The sequence below is a fragment of the Pseudomonas sp. USHLN015 genome (genome assembly GCF_037153275.1).
Taxonomy (GTDB): Bacteria; Pseudomonadota; Gammaproteobacteria; order Pseudomonadales; family Pseudomonadaceae; genus Metapseudomonas; species Metapseudomonas tohonis.
In genome coordinates this window covers 98,972-115,978 of the sequence record NZ_JBBCKP010000009.1, presented here as the reverse complement: position 1 = coordinate 115,978, position 17,007 = coordinate 98,972, and the positions used below count along the sequence as shown (strand labels likewise).

Here is a 17,007-nt window from a genome sequence, read left to right as displayed (position 1 = left end):
GGGACGGCATGGAAGCCGTCCGCCCGACGGAAGTCAACCCCCGGAACGCCGGGGCGCGGTCATGCGGCCCGCGAAAAGCGCTTGCGGAAGGCTGCCGGGGAAATGCCGACACGCTGGCCGAACAGGCGGCGGAAGGAGTTGCTGTCCTCGTAGCCCACGCGGCTGGTGATCTCGTCGAAGCCCAGGCGCGTGGTCTCCAGCAACTGCTTGGCCTTCTCCAGGCGCAAGGCCTGGAGGTAGGCCAGCGGCGTGGAGCCGGTGGCGTCCTTGAAGCGCCGCTTGAAGTTGCGCACGCCGAAACCGAAGCGCGCGGCGAGTTCGTCGATGCCCAGCGGGGCAGCGAAGTGGGCCTCCATCCAGTCCTGCACGCGCAGCACCGCCTCGTCGCCATGGCCACGCGGCATCGACCAGCTGACATAGACGGATTGCTCGCTGCGCGTGCCGTCGATCAGCAGGTAGCGGCTGCACTGCTGGGCCAGCTCGCGCGAGGCGAAGCGGCGGATCAGGTGCAGCAGCAGGTCCATGGCCGCGCTCGCGCCGGCGCTGCTGATGAGGCGGCCGTCCTCGCAGATGATGCGCCGCTCGTCCAGCCGGACCTCCGGGTAGCGACGGCGCAACAGGTCGGCGAAGGCCCAGTGGGTGGTGGCCTCGACGCCGTCGAGCAGCCCGGTGTCGGCGAGCATGAAGCTTGCCGTGCACATCGATGCGATGACCGCCCCCTGTCCGTGCTGGCGGCGCAGCCAGGCGCGATACCGTTCGAAAGCCGGCAGGGCCTCGCGCAGGCTGAAGAGGAAGCCGGGAATCAGCACCAGGTCGGTTCGCGCCACGTCATCGAGTGCGGCGTCCACCGCCATGGTCCGTCCCGAGGCGTTGGCCACCGGCTGCCCGTCCAGCGAAGCCACGCTCAGGGTGAATGGCGCGGGGGCGGGGGCGGCGAAGCGATTGGCCGCATCCAGTATCTCCAGCGCCAGGGCGGCGCTGGCGTGCGAGCTGTACTGGGCGAGCAGGAGCGTGACGTGCATGGGGATTCTCTTGCGCAAGTCGCATGGTATTAGTCATTTGTGCACCTACCTTATCGCAACCGCGCGCTCTAGAGTGCGGCACTCGTCGTTCAAACAGGTGTTCGCTAGATGAACCTATGGTTTCGCCTTCTGTTGATGCTGCTGCGCCGCCCCTGGCGCAAACCCGTACACGGGCTCGCCACCACCGTAGTGCGGCTGCGCGTATGGCCACTGGACCTGGACCTCAACCGGCATGTCACCAATGGCCGCTATTTCACCCTGGCCGACATCGGGCGGATGGATTACGTACTGCGCAGCGGCGCCTATCGCGTGGCGTTGCGGCATCGTGCGCTGCCCATCGTGGGGGATGTGTGGGGCAAGTTCCGCCGCGAGCTTAAGCTGTTCGAGCGCTTCGAGATCCACTCGCGGATGCTGGGCTGGGACGAGAAGTGGAGCTTCATGGAGCACCGCTTCGTCAAGGACCAGCGGGTGATCGCGGTGGTGGTGATGCGGGGGTTGTTCCGCGGCCCAAAGGGCACCGTGGCGCCTGCTGAGTTCGCGCGTGAACTGGGCGTGGACGAATCGCCGGCGTTGCCAGGGTGGCTGCAGGACTGGTCGGCCAGTTGCGACGGCCTGAGCGAGCACCTGCGCGAGGCGGAGGCGCCGCTGCGATAGCTGCACCCGGGCACGCCGCCCGTGCCATCGCACGGGCGGCGGCCTCGTCAGAGGGCGATGGGGGCCGGTGTGGCGACGTGCACGGGCTGCCGGACCCTGACCACGACCTTTCCCCTGGCGCGGCCCGTCTCGACGTAGGCCAGGGCGTCGTCCGTCTCCTCGAACGCAAAGACCTTGTCGATCACCGGCCGGATCGCGCCGTCGCCGATGATCTCGCCGAGCTCGCGCAATTGCCTGCCGCTGGGCTGCATGAACAGGAACGAGTAGCGGACCTGGTGCCGCCTGGCCTGCTTGCGGATCTTCCGGCTGATCAGGCGGATGACCAGTTGCACCAGCTTGGGCATGCCGGCGTTCCTGGCGAAGTCCGGGTCCGGCGGGCCCGAGATGGAGATCAGCAGGCCACCTGGCTTGAGCACGCCCAAGGATTTTTCCAGCTCATCCGTGCCCAGGCTGTGCAGGACCACATCGTAGCCACGCAGGGTCTTCTCGAAGTCGTCCTTGCGGTAGTCGATGACGATGTCGGCGCCAAGGCTTTTCACCAGCGCGACATTGGCCGTGCTGGTGGTGGTCGCCACGCTGGCGCCCAGGTGCCTGGCCAATTGGATCGCGATGCTCCCGACCCCGCCTGACCCCGCATGCACGAAAACCTTCTGGCCTTTCTGCAGGTTGGCCTTCTCCACCAGCGCCTGCCAGGCGGTCAGGGCGACCAGGGGGAGGGAGGCCGCCTGCTCCATGCTCAGGCCGGCCGGTTTCGGGGCGACGTTGGCCTCGGCCACGGCGATGTATTCGGCGAAGGCGCCGATGCGCGCGGTGTCGGTGCGTGCATAGACCTCATCGCCTGGCTTGAAGGCCGTGACCTTGGCGCCGACCTGGCTCACCACGCCGGCCAGGTCGTTGCCCAGGACCAGCGGCATGCGCAGGGGCACGACCCGTTTGAGAGCGCCACTCTTCAGCTTGATGTCCAGCGGATTGATGCTCGCGGCGTGGACCTGCACCCGCACATCGTGCTCGCCGAGCGTGGGCTCCGGCACGTCCGCCGGTTTCAGGCGCTCCTGCTTTCCATAACGTTCGATGACGAAGGCTTTCATGGGTATCACCTGTTCAGCCGCGCGGGCGCGATCGGCCTGCGCGCGGCTCGATGGTTGAATGTCGAGATGCGGGTTCAGCGGATGCCCTGTGCTCTCAGGGCGGCGGGTGTGAACTCCGATTTGTTCGCCTTGAAACCGAAGATGATGGGTTGCGCGCTGTTGTAGATCAGCCCGAACACCAGGTAGCGGTTACTGCTGAAATCATAGATCGCCTCGCCGGCGTACCAGGGGGTGTCGGCGTAGTCGTACTGCACGTGGAAGCCCTCGGAGAAGCGCCACAGTTCGCCACGGCTGTCGTAGTGCTCCGCCAGGGCGATCTGCCAGGTGTCCTCGTCGATATAGAACACGCGCTTGGCATATATGTGGCGCATCCCCGGCTTCAGCGTGCCGACCACTTTCCACACCCGGTGTTTTTCATAGCGCAGGTATTCCGGTGCGAGGTGCCCCTTCTCGATCAGCTTGGCCGAGGTGAGCTCGTGGCTGGTCAGCCGGTAGTTGTTGTAGGGGATATAGAGTTCCTGCTTGCCTTCGAGCACCCACTCGTAGCGATCGGGCGACCCCGTGTACATGTCGTAGTTGTCGGAGGTCCGCAGGCCGTCCGCCGCGGTGCCGGGGCCGTCGTAGGCCACTTGCGGGGCACGCCTGACGCGCCGTTGCCCGGAGTTGTAGAGCCAGGCGAGGCGTGGTTGTGCAACCTGGTCGACGGTTTCGTGCACCAGCAGGATGTTGCCCGCCAGGCGCGCCGGGGCCGTCACTTTCTGGGTCGAGAAAATCATGATGTTGGCATCGCGCACCGGGTCGAAGCCGGTCAGGTTTTCCGGCCAGGCGGCGCGGTCTTCGAGCCGGACCTCACTGAACGCGCCGCTGGGCTGGGTGATCACCTGGGTGTGTTCGCGGAACAGACTGCCGCCGCGGTATCGCATGAAGTGATTCCACAACACTTCCACGCCGCTCTTGGGGTGGCTGAACGGCACGTAGCCCTCGTAGTCGAGCACCCCGTTGCCGCCGGGGGCCAGCCTGGCTGTCTGCGCGTTCTTGCGTGCTGCCTCGTAGACATGCTCGGGATACCGGGCGGTACGCCGGGTTTCGTAGACGTTCAGCCGGTAGCCGTCCGGGTTGCGGCGCAACTGTTCGATTTGCCCGGGCGTCAGGTTGTCCCGGTAGGTTTCATAGTTGCTGGCGTCGATGGAGAACTTCACCGGATCGCCGGCAAAGGGGTCGACGAACTGCTTCGGGATGTCGCTCCAGGTGATGCCGCGGCTGAACCCGCCGGTCCATGCGGGGATGGACCCGTCGGCGTTGCCGGCCGCCTCGGCACCCAGCGGTGTGAGCGCTTCGGCGGCAGCGGTGAAGCTGGCCGCCAGTGCCATTGTGGCCATCATGGCGGAGAGCACGCGTGGCTTAGTCATTTGCCTGCCCCGCTTGCTCCAGCTGCCGTTCGGCAGCGTCCAGGTGCTGCTGGGCCTCACTTGCGCCGAGCTTCCGAGCCTGCTGGAACCAGCTGTGGGCGTATTCCAGCGCCGCTACGCTGCCGTCCTGTGTGGCACGGGCCATATGGCAATTGCCCACCGCCAGTGCCAGTTCTGCGGTGATCACGCTCTCGTCCAGTTCATTGGTGACGCAGGTGTCTTGGGGGGCGGCCTGTGCGGCCGCGACGACGAGGAGGGTCGTCGCGCCCAGGAGTTGCTTGATCATGGATAGACCTCGAAGGGAAGATTTCCGTAAGGTTCTATTACAGAACCATTGAGCGGAAAACTAGGTGCTATCATGAAACCTGTCAATCGCTTTCTCGATAACCGCTCAACCGCACCCACGACGGAGGCTTCACCGTGGAAAGAGTCACGTTCGAAGATCGAAACTGTTCCATCGCCCGTTCCACGGACGTGCTGGGCGACTGGTGGAACCTGCTGATCATCCGCGAGTTGCTCTGGGGAACGACGAAGTTCGATGAATTCCAGCGCAACCTGGAGATTTCCAAGGGCATCCTTTCCAAGCGCCTCAAGCTGCTTCAGGAACACTCGATCATCATCAAGACCCCGGTCGGCACCGGCACCGAATACACCCTGACCGACAAGGGCCGGGCCCTGCACGTCATCATCATCGCCATGCTCCAGTGGGGGGATGAATGGAACCCGCTGCCGGAGGGCCCCCCGTTGATACCCATCAACCGGAAAACCGGGGCGACCCTCGCGCCCTTGCAGCTGGTAGACAGCGATGGTGTGCCCCTCGCCCTGAAGGACCTGGGCCTTCGCCCCGGCCCCGGTGCGGACGCGACGACCCTGGAGCGCCTGGACAGGCTGCGCAAAGCCCGCTGACCGGCGCGGCGTGCAGGCCCATCGCAGCGGGGCGAGCACTGGTCGGCGGTAATTTCCTAGCCGGACGCTAACATCCGCGCCAGAACGCCCCCTCCAGCTATTGCGGACTCCACCTGATGAAATTGCGCCTGCTGCCCCTCAGCCTGCTTCTCGCCTCTTCCCTGACCCTTGCCGCCGACCCGGAACCGGTGCCCAAGGCGCTGGAGGAGCAGGTCGGGCGCCTGGTGGAACTGCTCAGGGACAGCTACGCCACCGGCTACCCGGAGGCGACCATGACCCAGACCCTGGATACCGGCGAGGAAAGCCAGGTCACCCTGGCGGTGTTCACCGTCGAAGGCTTCGGCATGGGCAACAACTACGCCCAGTTTCTGGCGGCCTTCACCCCGGAGGCGAACGAAGAGGGCGTGCCGCACTACAGCCTGATCGACGTGGTGCGCATCGGTGGCGACAGCTGGCGCTCGATCGAGAAGCTCAACGCCCGGCTGGTCAGCGACCCCGCAGGCGACAAGACCCTGATCGATATCCCGGTGATGGAGAACTCCGATGACGATTCGCCGAACTTCCCGACCCGTGCCGGCGTGATCCACCTGTCCCTGGACGACTCCTTCCAGGCCACCCGCCTGCTGGAACTGAAGTGACCCCGGCCGTGTCCATCCCCGGCCGCGATGGCCGGCCATGAAGGTCTGTGACCACTGCGGGTTCCTCGTCTTCGAGGTGCACCGCCCGTGCGTGCGATGCGCCGAGGACGCGCGGCTGGCGCTGGAGGCGCAGGTGCCCAGGCCCAGGCCGTCCGTGCTGCCGAAGGTCCTGAAATGGCTGTTCATCGGCATCGCGGTGCTGGGCCTCGCCGCCGCGGGCGGGATCGCCTGGATCCTGCATTCGCTGGGGCCGATGCCCTCGTTCGGTTGACGGCGGCCAGCAGGCACCGCCGACACCGCAGGCGCTAGGCCCGCACCCAGCGCTGGCGGGTCCAGCCACTCAGGGCGTCGACCGCGAGCACCAGCACCAGCATGGCCAGGATCACGGTGCTGGCGCGGGCTTCCTGGAACAGGCTGAGGCTGACATAGAGCATCTGCCCCAGGCCGCCGGCGCCGACGAAGCCGAGCACGCTGGCCATGCGGATGTTGTTTTCCCAGCGGTACAGCGAGTAGGCCAGCAACTGCGGCCACAGATTGGGCAGGGTGCCGTAGCAGAAGGCCGCGACCTGGCCGCCGCCTTGCAGGCGAATGGCCTCGGCCGGGGCGCTCGGCGTGTTCTCCAGCGCCTCGGCGAACAGGCGGCCGAGCACGCCCGCCGTGTGCAGGGCCAGGGCCAGGGTGCCGGCGTTGGGCCCGAGGCCGGCGGCGAGCACCATCAGCGCCGCCCATACCAGCTCGGGTATCGCCCTCAGGCCATTGAGCAGCAGGCGGGTCAGGCCCTGCGGCAGCGTGCCGAAGCGCCCGGCGGCGGGCAGCGCCAGCAGCAGGCCCAGCAGCGCGGCGAGCAGCGTGCCCAGGGCCGACATGGCCAGGGTCTCCAGCGCGCCCCGGGCGATGGCCAGCAGGTGGGAGTCGCTGAGGTCGGGCTGCAGGAAGCGCATCACGTACGCCCCCATCTGCTTGAGGTTCCCCGCCTCACCCAGGGCCGGCAGGTCCAGGCCCAGGTAGAGGAAGGAGGCGATGACGGCGGCGAGGATCGCCAGCAGCAGGGCGGTGTCGACCAGGCGCTTCATGCCAGCCTCCCACGCAGCACGCGGCTGAGCAGGTCCGCCAGCAGCACCAGCAGGAGGAAGGTCAGCAGCATGCTCGCCACCTCGCCGCCGGCGAACATGCGCAGCGACAGGTCGATCTGCTGACCCAGCCCGCCCGCGCCGACGAACCCCATCACCACCGAGGCGCGGATGGCGCACTCCCAGCGGTACACGGTGTAGGAGGTCAGCTCGGCAGCGGCGTTCGGCAGCAGCCCATAGAAGAAGGCGCCCAGGCGCCCGGCACCGCCCTGCAACAGGGCGTGCATGGGGCGCTGGTCGACCGACTCGAGGATTTCCGCATAGACCTTGCCGAGCATGCCGGCATAGGTGATGGCGATGGCCAGCACGCCTGCGGTCGGGCCGAGGCCCACGGCCCGCACGAACAGCAGTGCCCAGACGATTTCCGGCACGCTGCGCAGGACGATGAGCAGCCCCCGGACCGGCCAGCGCAACGCCCGGCCGAGCACGCCGGGATGGCCGCCCCGGGAGGCCGCCGACAGCGACAGGGCACGGCTGGCGAGCAGCCCGGCGGGCACCGCGACCAGCAGCGCCAGGACCATGCCGGCGGTGGCGATGGCCAGGGTCTGCAGGGTGGCGTCCAGCAGCAGCTTCAGGAAGGCCGGGTCGTGTGCAGGTGGCCAGAAGCCGGCGAGAAAGCGGCCCATCTCGCTCTGGCTGTCCGCGGCAAGGAGCACGCCGGGGTCCAGTTCGGCCAGGCGGATGCCGGGCCACAGCAGGGCCACCGCCAGCAGCGCCAGCAGCAGGCGGGGCAGGGTGGCGGGGTCGCGGTGATCGGCTCTCAGCATCGGGGAATCTGCAATTGCAGGGTCACGGCCCGAGGCTGCGGGGACTGCAGTTGCTCATTGGCGTAGAGGGCGTCGAGCAGCGCCTGGTCGACCTCGCCGGCCGGGCGATCGAAGGCGATGCGCCCCTCGCGCACGCCGACGATGCGCGGGAAGTGCGACAGGGCGAGTTCCACGGCATGCAGGCTGGCCACCAGCGTCATGCCATGGGCCTCGGCGTGCTGGCAGAGCACGCGCATCGTGTGGTCCGCGAGCACCGGGTCCATCGCGGAAACCGGCTCGTCCGCGAGCAGGAGCTCCGGCGCCTGGTACAGCGCCCGGGCGATGCCGACGCGTTGCAGTTGCCCTCCCGACAACTGCTGGCACTGGGCGAACAGCTTGTCGGCCAGGTCCAGGCGCGCCAGCGCGGCGCGCGCACCGGGGATGTCCAGCGGATGCAGCAGGTTGAGCAGGCTGCGGCCCAGCCCCCATTGGCCGAGCTTGCCGGCGAGCACGGCGGTGACCACCCGCTGCCGGGGCGGCAGCGGTGGCGACTGGTGGATCAGGGCGATGCGTGCGCGCAGATGCTGCCGGGCACGGGAGGACAGCTGCCAGGGGTTCTGCCCGAGCGCCTCCACCTGGCCCGCGCTCGGCTGCAGGGCGCTGGCGAGCAGGTTCAGCAGGCTGGATTTGCCTGCGCCGGAGGGGCCGATGATGGCGACCCGTTCTCCGCTGGCGATGCGCAGGTCGACGCCGCGCAGGGCGTGGACCCCATTGCCGTGCTGCAGGCAGGCGCCCTCAAGGCGCAGGCTCATTTCAGCAGGTCGGCGGCGCGGGCGGCTTCCTCGATGCCCTTGTAGTTGTCCGGGGTGGTCTCGATGAAGCGGCTGGCGGCCTGCAGGTCGAGGATCGCCTTGTGCTCGGGGTTGGCCGGGTCGAGGGCGAGGAAGGCCTTCCTGATCTTCTCGGCGAGGGCCGGGTCGAGGGTGCCGCGCACGGTCCAGTTGTAGTCGTAGTAGGCCGGTGTGGTGGCGAACACCCTGACCTTGGCGGTGTCGACCTTGCCGGCGGCGACCAGCTTGTCCCACACGCTGGCGTTCAGCACGCCGCCGTCCACCTTGCCGGCCTGGACCCAGGCGGCGGTGGCGTCATGGGCGCCGGAATAGCCGATGCGGCTGAAGTACTGCTCGGGCTTGATGCCGTCCTTGAGCATGAAGTAGCGCGGCATCAGGCTGCCCGAGGTCGAGGAGATGGAGCCGAAGGCGAAGGTCTTGCCCTTGAGGTCGGCCAGCGACTTCACCTCCGGGTTGGCGGTGATGAACTTGCTGGTGAACTGCGCATCCTGCTCGCGCTGCACCAGCGGGATGGCGTTGCCGGTCTTCAGGCGCACCTGGACGAAGGTGAAGCCGCCCAGCCAGGCCATGTCGAGGCGATCGGTGGCCAGGGCCTCGACCACCGCCGGGTAGTCGGCGACCGGGACGAACTGGACCTTCATGCCCAGCGTCTTCTCCAGGTAGGCGCCCAGCGGCTCGAACTTGCGCAGCAGCTCGGTGGGGGCTTCGTCGGGGATGGCGCTGACGCGCAGCACGTCGGCGGCCTGGGTGGCCAGCGTGGACAGGGACAGGGCGAGGCCGGCGGTGGCGGCCAGGATGCGCTTGAGCATGAAGATTCTCCGGTTCAATGGCGGAAAAGGTTCGCAGTCACGCGCCGTGCGCGCTTGCAGAGGGTAGCCGAATCGGCGGCGATTATAGGGATGGAGGTGTGAAACGCCAGCTTTGCTAAAATCCGCCGCCATCAGAATAACGAGGTGTGCAATGAACGAGCCGATCCGTTTGACCCAGTACAGCCACGGCGCCGGTTGCGGCTGCAAGATCTCCCCCAAGGTACTGGACGTGATCCTGGCCGGCAGCGGCGCACAGAACCTCGACCCGCGCCTGTGGGTCGGCAATGCCTCGCGTGACGACGCCGCGGTGTACGCCCTGGACGAGGAGCGCGGGGTGGTCTCCACCACCGACTTCTTCATGCCCATCGTCGACGACCCCTTCGACTTCGGCCGCATCGCCGCGACCAACGCGATCAGCGACATCTACGCCATGGGCGGCGACCCGCTGATGGCCATCGCCATCCTCGGCTGGCCGGTGAACCTGCTGCCGCCTGAGTTGGCCCGCGAGGTGATCCGGGGAGGCCGCGCGGTGTGCGATGCGGCGGGCATCCCGCTGGCCGGCGGCCACTCGATCGACGCGCCGGAGCCGATCTTCGGCCTGGCCGTGACCGGCGTGGTGAACAAGGCGCACATGAAGCGCAACGACACCGGAACCGTCGGTTGCCGGCTCTACCTGACCAAGCCGCTGGGCATCGGCATCCTCACCACCGCCGAGAAGAAGGCCAGGCTGCGCGAGCAGGACGTCGGCCTGGCGAGGGACTGGATGTGCACCCTGAACACCCCCGGCTCGCGCTTCGGCCGCCTGGCGGGCGTCCGCGCCATGACCGACGTCACCGGCTTCGGCCTGCTCGGCCACCTGGTGGAGATGGCCGACGGCGCCGGCCTCACGGCTCGGCTGGATTACGCCAGCGTGCCGCGCCTGCCGGGCGTCGAGCATTACCTGGCGGAGGGTTGCGTGCCCGGCGGGACGCTGCGCAACTTCGACAGCTATGGCGACAGGATCGCGCCGATCTCCGAGGCGCAGCGGGACCTGCTGTGCGACCCGCAGACCAGCGGTGGCCTGCTGGTGGCGGTGGCGCCCGAAGGCGAGGCCGAGTTCCTCGCCGTGGCCGCCGAGCTGCGGCTGGACCTCTCGCCGATCGGCCAGCTGGTCGAGCGACAGAGACACGCGGTCGAGGTGCTCTGATGCGCGACAACACCACCGACTACCGCGAGCTGTTCCTCAACGATGTCCCGATGATGGACATGCGTGCCCCGGTGGAATACTCCAAGGGCGCGTTCCCCGGCACCGTGAGCCTGCCGCTGATGACCGACCTGGAGCGGCAGAAGGTCGGCACCTGCTACAAGCAGAAGGGCCAGCAGGCCGCCATCGAGCTCGGGCACCAGCTGGTGTCCGGCAAGGTCAAGGCGCAACGGGTGGAGGCCTGGGCGTCCTTCGCCAAGGCCCACCCCGAGGGCTACCTGTACTGCTTCCGGGGCGGCTTGCGTTCGCAGATCGTGCAGCAGTGGCTGAAGGAAGCCGGCATCGAGTATCCCCGCGTGATCGGCGGCTACAAGGCGATGCGGACCTTCCTGATCGAAACCCTGGACCGGGCCGTGGCCGAGTGCGAGTTCGTCGTCGTGGGCGGCATGACCGGCACCGGCAAGACCGAGGTGGTCAAGGCCCTGGCCGACAGCGTCGACCTGGAGGGCCACGCCAACCACCGTGGCTCCAGTTTCGGCAAGCGTGCGACCGGGCAACCTTCGCAGATCGACTTCGAGAACCGCCTGGCCATCGACCTGCTCAAGCGCCGGGCCCGTGGCCAGCAGCTGTTCGTGCTGGAGGACGAAAGCCGCATGATCGGCATGTGCTCGCTGCCGCTGTCGTTGCACCAGGGCATGCAGCATTTCCCGCTGGTGTGGCTGGAGGACAGCCTCGAAGGGCGCATCGAGCGCATTCTCAAGGACTACGTGATCGACCTGGCCGCCGAGTTCCGCGCCGTGCACGGCGATGAGCCGGGCTTCGAGCGCTTCGCCGAGCGCCTGTTGCAGAGCCTGGACAACATCCAGAAGCGCCTCGGCGGCGAACGCTACCAGCGCCTGCGGCTGATCATGCAGGCGGCCCTGGACGAGCAGCGTCGCAGGGGTGCGGTGGAACTCCACCGTGGCTGGATCGAGGGCCTGCTGCGCGAGTACTACGACCCGATGTACGCCTACCAGCGCGAGAACAAGGGCACGCGCATCGAGTTCGCCGGGGACGCGCCGGCCATCCTCGACTACCTGGCGCATCGCCGGGCGCGGCGCTAGGGGCTGTCGACCAGTGGCGGACTCGCGGTCGTACGTCGCGCTGACTCATGGGTGCCGGACCGCTTCCGGGTGCTGGGTACCGAGGACCACGGCGAGGGAGTCCGGGCGCCAGAATTCCTGGTCGAACTCCACGCTCTGGCCGTGCTCGCCGTAGCTCAGGCGCTCCAGGTAGAAGCTGCCGGACCCCGGCGAGACCTGCAGCAGCTCGGCCTGGACGTCGTTCATCGTTTCCGGATGCATGAGCAGTTCGCTGCGTGACTGCACGCGGCCGAAGCGCTCGCGCAGCAGGCGGGTGAGCGAGGTGTTGAGGTCGGTGGTGAGCAGCTCCGGGCACCAGTCCACCAGCAGCACGTTGCATTCCAGCAGCACCGGGCGCTGGTCGACCCAGCGGCGCCGTTGCAGGTAGAACACCGGCTCCTCGGGGTGCTCCAGGCCCATGCGCTTGGCCAGCCAGGCGCCGGCGGGGCGGCGTTCGGCGTGCAGGCATTCGGTGCGCGGCACGCGTCCCTGGGCCGCCACGTATTCCATGAAGCCGATGATGCCGGTGGGGTCGTAGCGGATGCGTGGCGGGCTGACGTACCAGCCCCGGCGGTTCTGGCGGTAGATCAGGCCGTCGGTTTCCAGCAACTGCAAGGCCTGGCGCAGGGTCACCCGGGTGCAGCCGAAGCGCTCGGCCAGCTCACGCTCCGCCGGCAGCTTGCTGTCACTGGGGAGGACGCCTTCGGCCAGGTCCGTCACCAACTGGTCGCGGATGCGCAGGTAGTGGGGCTGGGAGGCCCGCCAGCTGCCCTGGGGCAACGACTCGGTGACGAACGAGGGGCGCGACGGGTTGAGCAGCGCGCCGTTCACGCCGTTGCCTCGGCTGCCGGTGCCAGGGGCCGCTCCTGGTGCCGCAGGTCCTTGCGCCAGGCGTGCAGGCCATAGCCGGCGAGCACCACGAAGCCGGCGTAGAGCGCGGCGGTGAGCTGCAGGTCCTTGTAGAGGAAGAGGCCGACGTAGGCGACGTCGAGGATGATCCACAGCCCCCAGCTGGCCAGGTACTTGCGCGCCGCCCAGAAGCTGGCCACCAGGCTGAAGGCGGTGAGCAGGGCGTCGACCCAGGGCACGGCGGCATCGGTGAAAAGGTGCATCAGGCTGCCCAGCAGCACGGCTCCGAGCAGGCCGGCGAGAAGGCTGAGGACGGCTTCGCGCAGGGGCAGGCGCTCGACGCGGACCTTGCCGCCGACGCTCTGGCCGCTGCTCCAGCGCCACCAGCCGTAGCCCTGAAGCACGGCGAAGACCAGTTGCAGGAGCATGTCGGAGTAGAGCTTCACGCCGAAGAAGATCCAGGCGTAGAGCAGCACCGCGACCACGCTGACCGGCCAGCACCAGCGGATGCGCTGGGCGGTGAGCCAGACGCCGAGGATGTTGACGATGACGGCGACGATTTCCAGTGATGACATCGATGAGGCCCTCAGTAGGTGGGGTACTGCGGTTGCAGCGCCCGTTGCTTGAGCGCGCGCTTCTCGCTGGCCGGCAGGTCCTCGCGGCCCTGGTAGGGGGCGCTGTACCAGTGGCCGTAGGTGGGGTTGGGCAACAGGAACCAGCGCTCGCCCAGCCAGCCGAGGTAGGGCGCGGCCACCCGTTGCTGATCGGCCAGGCTGCCCTTGCCGGCGATGAAGTCGCCGAAGCTGTCGCCGACCAGCATCAGCACGCGGGCACGGCTGCCGACCCAGTGGCGTCGGCAGGTCTTGTCCGAGCCCGCGTCCGCGCAGCCGCCGATGGCCGTGCCCGCCGTGAGGATCTGCGCGGTGTCGTCGATGGGGAAGCCGGCGCGGCGCAGGTTGACCAGGGTTGCCTGCTCCTGGCCGGGCTCGCGGTTGGTCAGGTAGTAGGGGGTGATGCCGCGCTGCGCCGCCGCCTGCAGGAAGGCCACCGAGCCCGGTAGCGCCCTGGCCTCGGCGCGCTCCACCCATTGGTTCCACTCCTGATAGTCGTAGGGGCGGTCTTCGAGGATGGTGCGGGCGTTCAGCGGCACGTTGTCGAGCAGGGTCTCGTCGATGTCGACGATCACCGCCGGCGGCAGCCCGGCCAGCTCGCGAGGCGCTTCGGCCAGGGCGTCCCAGCCGGGGTCGGCCAGGGCCTTGTCCAGTTGCCGCGTGGCGCTGGCGTAGACCTGGCGGAACAGCAGGTCGTGCTCGATGGAGGTCTGGGTCCAGAGCACCGCGTCCAGCTGGTCGTTGGCGGGCGGGTGCTGCTGGCAGCCGGCCAGGAGTGCGGCGAGCAGGGCGGTGGCGAGCGGGGGGGCGATGCGCACGGCAGGTTCCTCAGAAGTTCACGGTGGCGGAGAGGCGCGCGGTACGTGGGGCGCCCTGGAACAGGTAGCCGTCGCCCATGTACTCGCCGGCGTCGCGCCAGTAGCGGGCGTCGAAGAGGTTGTCGACGGTCAGGCGCAGCACCGTCTCGTAGCCGTCGATATCCAGGCTGTAGCGGCCGCCGAGGTCGAATACCGCGTAGTCGTCCACCTTCACATTGCCGGCCTGGCTGGCGTACTTGCTGCCGCTGTACTGCACGCCGCCGAGCAGGGCCAGGCCCTGGATGCCGGGGATGGCGTAGTCGGCATGCAGGCTGGCGCGCAGCTCGGGCACGTTGATCGCCTGGTGGCCTTCATAGGCGGCGGTGCCGCTGCCGGTGACCCGCGCGCGGATGGCCGCGGCGCTGGCCGAAACCTGCAGGCGGTCGGTGACCCGGCCGGTGGCGGAAAGCTCCAGGCCGATGTTCTTCTGCTCGCCCTGCTGCACATAGGTGAAGGTGGTGTCGCCGTTGGGCCGCGCGTACTGGTAGGCCTTGGTGATCTGGAACAGCGCGGCGCTCAGGCTCAGGCGCTGCCAGTCGCGCTTGATGCCCAGCTCCAGCTGGCGCGAGACCGTCGGCGGCAGGATTTCGTCGGCGTTGGTGGTGAACCAGGCCGCTTCGCCGCCCAGGGACAGGCCCTTGCTGTAGCTGCCATAGAGGGAGATGTCCGCGCGCGGCTTGTAGATCAGCGCGACGCTGGGCAGGAACTCCGAGCGCTGGGTGTGGCGGGTGGTGTTGCCGTCCTTGTCGAAGGCCTCTTCGTCCAGGCGCACCTGGCGCCCGCCGATCACCGCCTGCCAGTGTTCGCCGTAGCTCACGCGGTCGCTGGCGAACAGGCCGTACTGGCGGCTGTCCAGGCGGCGATAGGTGTGGCCGAGGGGCACGTCGGTGGGCGGGAAGTCGGGCGTGGGCTGGTGGATGTTGGCGGTGCCCACCCATTCGTTGGTGGATTTGCGCCGGTCCAGCAGGCGGCGGAAGGCGCTGCTGCCGATGGTCAGCTCGTGGCTCAGCGGGCCGCTGTCGAAGCGGCCGGCGAGGGCGGCTTGCAGCTCGTCGTTGCGGCGCGTGTCGCCCGGGTTGCGGAAGTCGTAGATGTCGTAGTCGCCTTCCGGGCTGAAGAAGTTCGGCACGGCGGAGCCGGCGCAACTGGCCGAGCCGTAGCAGCCCCAGGCGAAGGCGCTGTAGTCGTCGATCACCACGCGGCTGCGGGCGGCGCTGAGGCTGCCGGTCCAGTCGTCGTCGAAGCGGTATTCGAAGCGGCCGTTGAGGTTGAGCGAGTCGATCTTCACGGGCTTGGACCAGCTCTGGTCGCCGAGGCGGTCGCTCGGGTCGATGCCGCTGGGCACCACGCTGCCGCCCAGCAGCTGGTAGCCGGGCACCGAGCGCTGCTCGCGGGTCTGGTACTCGGCGTCCAGCTGCAGCAGCGCGGCGTCGCTGATGTTCCAGTCGCTGGCCAGGGAGAGGAAGTCGCGCGTGCCGTCGGAGTTGTCGACGTAGGTGCGGATGTCCTCGTGGGCGACGTTGGCGCGCAGGCCGAAGCGTTGCTCGTCGTCGAGCCAGGCGCCGATGTCGGTGGCGATGTAGCGCTCGCCTTCCTCGTTGGTGGCCAGGGTCACCGAGCGCACGGCCTCCGGGCGCTTGGTGACGTAGTTGACCAGCCCGCCGGGCTCGGAGACGCCGCTCTGCAGGCCGGAGAGGCCCTTGAGCACTTCGACCCGCTGCTTGTTCTCCAGGGCGACGTTCTGCTCGCCGGTGATGGTGCGGCCGTTGATCTTGTAGCTGCTGGCGGCGTTGAGGGAGAAGCCGCGGATCACGAAGTTCTCGTAGTAGCCGATGGGCGCGTAGCTGTCGCCGACCGAGGCGTCGTTGCGCAGCACTTCGCTGAGCAACTTGGCCTGGCGATCCTTGATCAGCTCCTCGGTGAACACCGAGACGGAGGCAGGGGTATCCAGCAACGGGGCCTCGTCGAAGCCGCCCACCGAGGCGCTTCGGGCCTGGTAGCCGTCGCCCTCGTCGCCGTGCACGGTGAGGGGGTCCAGGGTGACGGCGCCTTGCGCCCAGACCAGTGACGGGCTCAGTGACAGGGCCAGGAGCGCCAGCGCGAAACCGTGGCGGTGCTGCAGGAACAGGGATGAAGCCATGGACGAACTCCTCGATGGACGCCGGCAGGCAGCGGGGGCGGGCGAGGTGTCGCCCGGCTCGCGGTGCTGGCGTGCCTACTGCTGAAAGACGGAAGAAGAACCTCAGGCCGGAGCTGCTCCGGTGGACATTGGCAAGGCTGGATCGGCCGCCCATTCCTGCAGCGAGCCGTCGTAGATCGAGACCCGTCGCCGGCCCAGGAGGGTCAGGGCGAGGGCCGTGGCGGCGGCGGATATGCCGCCCCCGCAGTAGAGGATCAGTGGCTGCTCGCCCTCCAGCAGCGTGCCCAGGGCCCGGGCCAGCTGCGGCGCGGGCAGGTAGCGGCCGCTCGCGTCGAACAGGCCGCGTGCCGGGTGGCTGAGGCTGCCGGGGATATGGCCGCGCCGGGCATAGCGGGTCACGGCGCTGCCGTCGAAGAGCGCGGCGGACAGTGCGCAGACCAGCGTGCCGGGCGCGCGGCCCTCGACCACGGCGATCACGTCCTGGCGATCGGCCCAGAAACCCGTCTGGGGGGCCAGCTGCGGCAACGGTCCGCCGCCACCGGGCTCCTCGCCCTGTGCCAGGGGCAGGCCGGCCTGGCGCCAGGCCTTGAGGCCGCCATCGAGCACGGCGGCGGCGATGCCGAGGCTGCGCAGCATCCACCACAGGCGCGCGGCCCAGAAGCCGTCGTGGCGGTCGTAGAGGACGATGCGCCGTGCCGCGCCGACGCCCAGGCGTGCCAGGGGGGGCTGCAGCGCGGCCGGGCTCGGCAGGGCGAAGCTGAAGCCCGCCGTGGTGTCGGCCAGCTCGTGCAGCAGGTCCGCGTGGCGGGCGCCGGGGATGTGTTCCTGGCGCCAGGCCGCCTCGCCGCTGGCCACGCGGTAGTCGCCGTCGAATGCGGCAGCGGCCAGTTCGACGCTGGCATCGAGCAGCAGCAGGCCGGGTTCGGCCAGGGCCTGGTGCAGGGCCTGCGGGGCGATGAGGATGGCGGGGTGGTGCGTGGGCATGGCGGTTTC

Annotated in this window: 19 protein-coding genes; 6 read left to right on the top strand and 13 right to left on the bottom strand. The window is 68.7% G+C overall.

Annotation, left to right across the window (positions count from 1 at the left end; translation table 11 throughout):
* Positions 1-59: 59 nt before the first annotated feature.
* Positions 60-1,022, bottom strand: a complete 963-nt coding sequence (locus tag WFQ67_RS19125) for a GlxA family transcriptional regulator (protein ID WP_213630015.1) — start codon at positions 1,020-1,022, stop codon at positions 60-62.
* 108 nt (positions 1,023-1,130) lie between these two features.
* On the opposite strand from WFQ67_RS19125, the gene WFQ67_RS19120 reads away from it, so the two are divergent.
* Entirely contained in the window at positions 1,131-1,676 is a 546-nt protein-coding gene (locus WFQ67_RS19120) for a thioesterase family protein (RefSeq protein ID WP_213630017.1), read from the top strand.
* 47 nt (positions 1,677-1,723) lie between these two features.
* Here WFQ67_RS19120 and WFQ67_RS19115 read toward each other — a convergent pair whose 3' ends face one another.
* From WFQ67_RS19115 to WFQ67_RS19105, 3 genes are all read right to left on the bottom strand, one after another.
* Positions 1,724-2,764 carry an NADP-dependent oxidoreductase gene (locus tag WFQ67_RS19115; RefSeq protein ID WP_337057895.1) on the bottom strand — a complete coding sequence of 347 codons (1,041 nt, stop codon included), beginning with the start codon at positions 2,762-2,764 and terminating at the stop codon, positions 1,724-1,726.
* A gap of 74 nt (positions 2,765-2,838) precedes the next feature.
* On the bottom strand, positions 2,839-4,173 hold the full coding sequence (locus WFQ67_RS19110; protein WP_337057894.1) for a DUF1329 domain-containing protein: 1,335 nt from the start codon (positions 4,171-4,173) through the stop codon (positions 2,839-2,841).
* Positions 4,166-4,459 carry a hypothetical protein gene (locus tag WFQ67_RS19105; RefSeq protein ID WP_337057893.1) on the bottom strand — a complete coding sequence of 98 codons (294 nt, stop codon included), beginning with the start codon at positions 4,457-4,459 and terminating at the stop codon, positions 4,166-4,168. Before WFQ67_RS19105 ends, WFQ67_RS19110 begins: the two co-directional genes overlap by 8 nt.
* Positions 4,460-4,593: 134 nt before the next feature.
* Between WFQ67_RS19105 and WFQ67_RS19100 the strand changes: the two genes are divergently transcribed.
* From WFQ67_RS19100 to WFQ67_RS19090, 3 genes are all read left to right on the top strand, one after another.
* Positions 4,594-5,079 (top strand): winged helix-turn-helix transcriptional regulator, encoded by a 486-nt coding sequence (locus WFQ67_RS19100; RefSeq protein ID WP_337057892.1) that lies wholly within the window; start codon positions 4,594-4,596, stop codon positions 5,077-5,079.
* A 116-nt stretch (positions 5,080-5,195) separates the two neighbouring features.
* Positions 5,196-5,717, top strand: a complete 522-nt coding sequence (locus WFQ67_RS19095; protein ID WP_337057891.1) for a hypothetical protein — start codon at positions 5,196-5,198, stop codon at positions 5,715-5,717.
* 37 nt (positions 5,718-5,754) lie between these two features.
* Positions 5,755-5,988: a hypothetical protein gene (locus tag WFQ67_RS19090; protein ID WP_213630027.1), complete on the top strand. Its 234-nt coding sequence runs from the start codon at positions 5,755-5,757 to the stop codon at positions 5,986-5,988.
* Positions 5,989-6,022: 34 nt separating this feature from the next.
* Here the strand turns inward: WFQ67_RS19090 and phnE are convergent, their stop codons facing one another.
* The 4 genes from phnE to WFQ67_RS19070 are packed head-to-tail and all read right to left on the bottom strand — an operon-like array spanning position 6,023 to position 9,253.
* On the bottom strand, positions 6,023-6,790 hold the full coding sequence (gene phnE / locus WFQ67_RS19085) for a phosphonate ABC transporter, permease protein PhnE (protein WP_213630029.1): 768 nt from the start codon (positions 6,788-6,790) through the stop codon (positions 6,023-6,025).
* Positions 6,787-7,614 carry a PhnE/PtxC family ABC transporter permease gene (locus tag WFQ67_RS19080; RefSeq protein WP_213630031.1) on the bottom strand — a complete coding sequence of 276 codons (828 nt, stop codon included), beginning with the start codon at positions 7,612-7,614 and terminating at the stop codon, positions 6,787-6,789. The genes phnE and WFQ67_RS19080 overlap by 4 nt, the downstream gene beginning before the upstream one ends.
* Positions 7,608-8,405 (bottom strand): phosphonate ABC transporter ATP-binding protein, encoded by a 798-nt coding sequence (locus WFQ67_RS19075; RefSeq protein ID WP_337057890.1) that lies wholly within the window; start codon positions 8,403-8,405, stop codon positions 7,608-7,610. The genes WFQ67_RS19080 and WFQ67_RS19075 overlap by 7 nt, the downstream gene beginning before the upstream one ends.
* Positions 8,402-9,253, bottom strand: a complete 852-nt coding sequence (locus WFQ67_RS19070) for a putative selenate ABC transporter substrate-binding protein (RefSeq protein WP_263154186.1) — start codon at positions 9,251-9,253, stop codon at positions 8,402-8,404. The genes WFQ67_RS19075 and WFQ67_RS19070 overlap by 4 nt, the downstream gene beginning before the upstream one ends.
* 151 nt (positions 9,254-9,404) lie before the next feature.
* Between WFQ67_RS19070 and selD the strand changes: the two genes are divergently transcribed.
* Positions 9,405-10,439, top strand: a complete 1,035-nt coding sequence (gene selD / locus WFQ67_RS19065; RefSeq protein ID WP_213630036.1) for a selenide, water dikinase SelD — start codon at positions 9,405-9,407, stop codon at positions 10,437-10,439.
* Positions 10,439-11,539: a tRNA 2-selenouridine(34) synthase MnmH gene (mnmH, locus tag WFQ67_RS19060; protein ID WP_213630038.1), complete on the top strand. Its 1,101-nt coding sequence runs from the start codon at positions 10,439-10,441 to the stop codon at positions 11,537-11,539. The genes selD and mnmH overlap by 1 nt, the downstream gene beginning before the upstream one ends.
* 45 nt (positions 11,540-11,584) lie before the next feature.
* Here mnmH and WFQ67_RS19055 read toward each other — a convergent pair whose 3' ends face one another.
* From WFQ67_RS19055 to WFQ67_RS19035, 5 genes are all read right to left on the bottom strand, one after another.
* Positions 11,585-12,337 carry a UTRA domain-containing protein gene (locus tag WFQ67_RS19055; RefSeq protein WP_213630556.1) on the bottom strand — a complete coding sequence of 251 codons (753 nt, stop codon included), beginning with the start codon at positions 12,335-12,337 and terminating at the stop codon, positions 11,585-11,587.
* A gap of 47 nt (positions 12,338-12,384) precedes the next feature.
* Entirely contained in the window at positions 12,385-12,981 is a 597-nt protein-coding gene (gene pnuC / locus WFQ67_RS19050) for a nicotinamide riboside transporter PnuC (protein ID WP_213630040.1), read from the bottom strand.
* A gap of 11 nt (positions 12,982-12,992) precedes the next feature.
* The gene (locus WFQ67_RS19045) at positions 12,993-13,835 is read right to left on the bottom strand and encodes a 5'-nucleotidase, lipoprotein e(P4) family (protein ID WP_337057889.1); all 843 of its coding nucleotides are present in this window, start codon (positions 13,833-13,835) and stop codon (positions 12,993-12,995) included.
* Between the two features lie 10 nt (positions 13,836-13,845).
* Positions 13,846-16,014, bottom strand: coding sequence for a TonB-dependent siderophore receptor (locus WFQ67_RS19040; RefSeq protein WP_337057888.1), 2,169 nt, complete (start codon positions 16,012-16,014; stop codon positions 13,846-13,848).
* A gap of 102 nt (positions 16,015-16,116) precedes the next feature.
* Positions 16,117-16,998, bottom strand: a complete 882-nt coding sequence (locus WFQ67_RS19035) for a sulfurtransferase (RefSeq protein ID WP_213630046.1) — start codon at positions 16,996-16,998, stop codon at positions 16,117-16,119.
* Positions 16,999-17,007: the final 9 nt, after the last annotated feature.

What these genes read in the sequence shown, in the direction of transcription:
- WFQ67_RS19075 (WP_337057890.1), bottom strand. Translation starts at nt 8,405, where the DNA reads ATGAGCCTGCGCCTTGAGGGCGCCTGCCTGCAGCACGGCAATGGGGTC.
- pnuC (WP_213630040.1), bottom strand. Translation starts at nt 12,981, where the DNA reads ATGTCATCACTGGAAATCGTCGCCGTCATCGTCAACATCCTCGGCGTC.
- WFQ67_RS19125 (WP_213630015.1), bottom strand. Translation starts at nt 1,022, where the DNA reads ATGCACGTCACGCTCCTGCTCGCCCAGTACAGCTCGCACGCCAGCGCC.
- WFQ67_RS19035 (WP_213630046.1), bottom strand. Translation starts at nt 16,998, where the DNA reads ATGCCCACGCACCACCCCGCCATCCTCATCGCCCCGCAGGCCCTGCAC.
- selD (WP_213630036.1), top strand. Translation starts at nt 9,405, where the DNA reads ATGAACGAGCCGATCCGTTTGACCCAGTACAGCCACGGCGCCGGTTGC.
- WFQ67_RS19120 (WP_213630017.1), top strand. Translation starts at nt 1,131, where the DNA reads ATGAACCTATGGTTTCGCCTTCTGTTGATGCTGCTGCGCCGCCCCTGG.
- WFQ67_RS19115 (WP_337057895.1), bottom strand. Translation starts at nt 2,764, where the DNA reads ATGAAAGCCTTCGTCATCGAACGTTATGGAAAGCAGGAGCGCCTGAAA.
- WFQ67_RS19080 (WP_213630031.1), bottom strand. Translation starts at nt 7,614, where the DNA reads ATGCTGAGAGCCGATCACCGCGACCCCGCCACCCTGCCCCGCCTGCTG.
- WFQ67_RS19040 (WP_337057888.1), bottom strand. Translation starts at nt 16,014, where the DNA reads ATGGCTTCATCCCTGTTCCTGCAGCACCGCCACGGTTTCGCGCTGGCG.
- WFQ67_RS19090 (WP_213630027.1), top strand. Translation starts at nt 5,755, where the DNA reads ATGAAGGTCTGTGACCACTGCGGGTTCCTCGTCTTCGAGGTGCACCGC.
- WFQ67_RS19070 (WP_263154186.1), bottom strand. Translation starts at nt 9,253, where the DNA reads ATGCTCAAGCGCATCCTGGCCGCCACCGCCGGCCTCGCCCTGTCCCTG.
- WFQ67_RS19095 (WP_337057891.1), top strand. Translation starts at nt 5,196, where the DNA reads ATGAAATTGCGCCTGCTGCCCCTCAGCCTGCTTCTCGCCTCTTCCCTG.
- WFQ67_RS19105 (WP_337057893.1), bottom strand. Translation starts at nt 4,459, where the DNA reads ATGATCAAGCAACTCCTGGGCGCGACGACCCTCCTCGTCGTCGCGGCC.
- WFQ67_RS19110 (WP_337057894.1), bottom strand. Translation starts at nt 4,173, where the DNA reads ATGACTAAGCCACGCGTGCTCTCCGCCATGATGGCCACAATGGCACTG.
- mnmH (WP_213630038.1), top strand. Translation starts at nt 10,439, where the DNA reads ATGCGCGACAACACCACCGACTACCGCGAGCTGTTCCTCAACGATGTC.
- phnE (WP_213630029.1), bottom strand. Translation starts at nt 6,790, where the DNA reads ATGAAGCGCCTGGTCGACACCGCCCTGCTGCTGGCGATCCTCGCCGCC.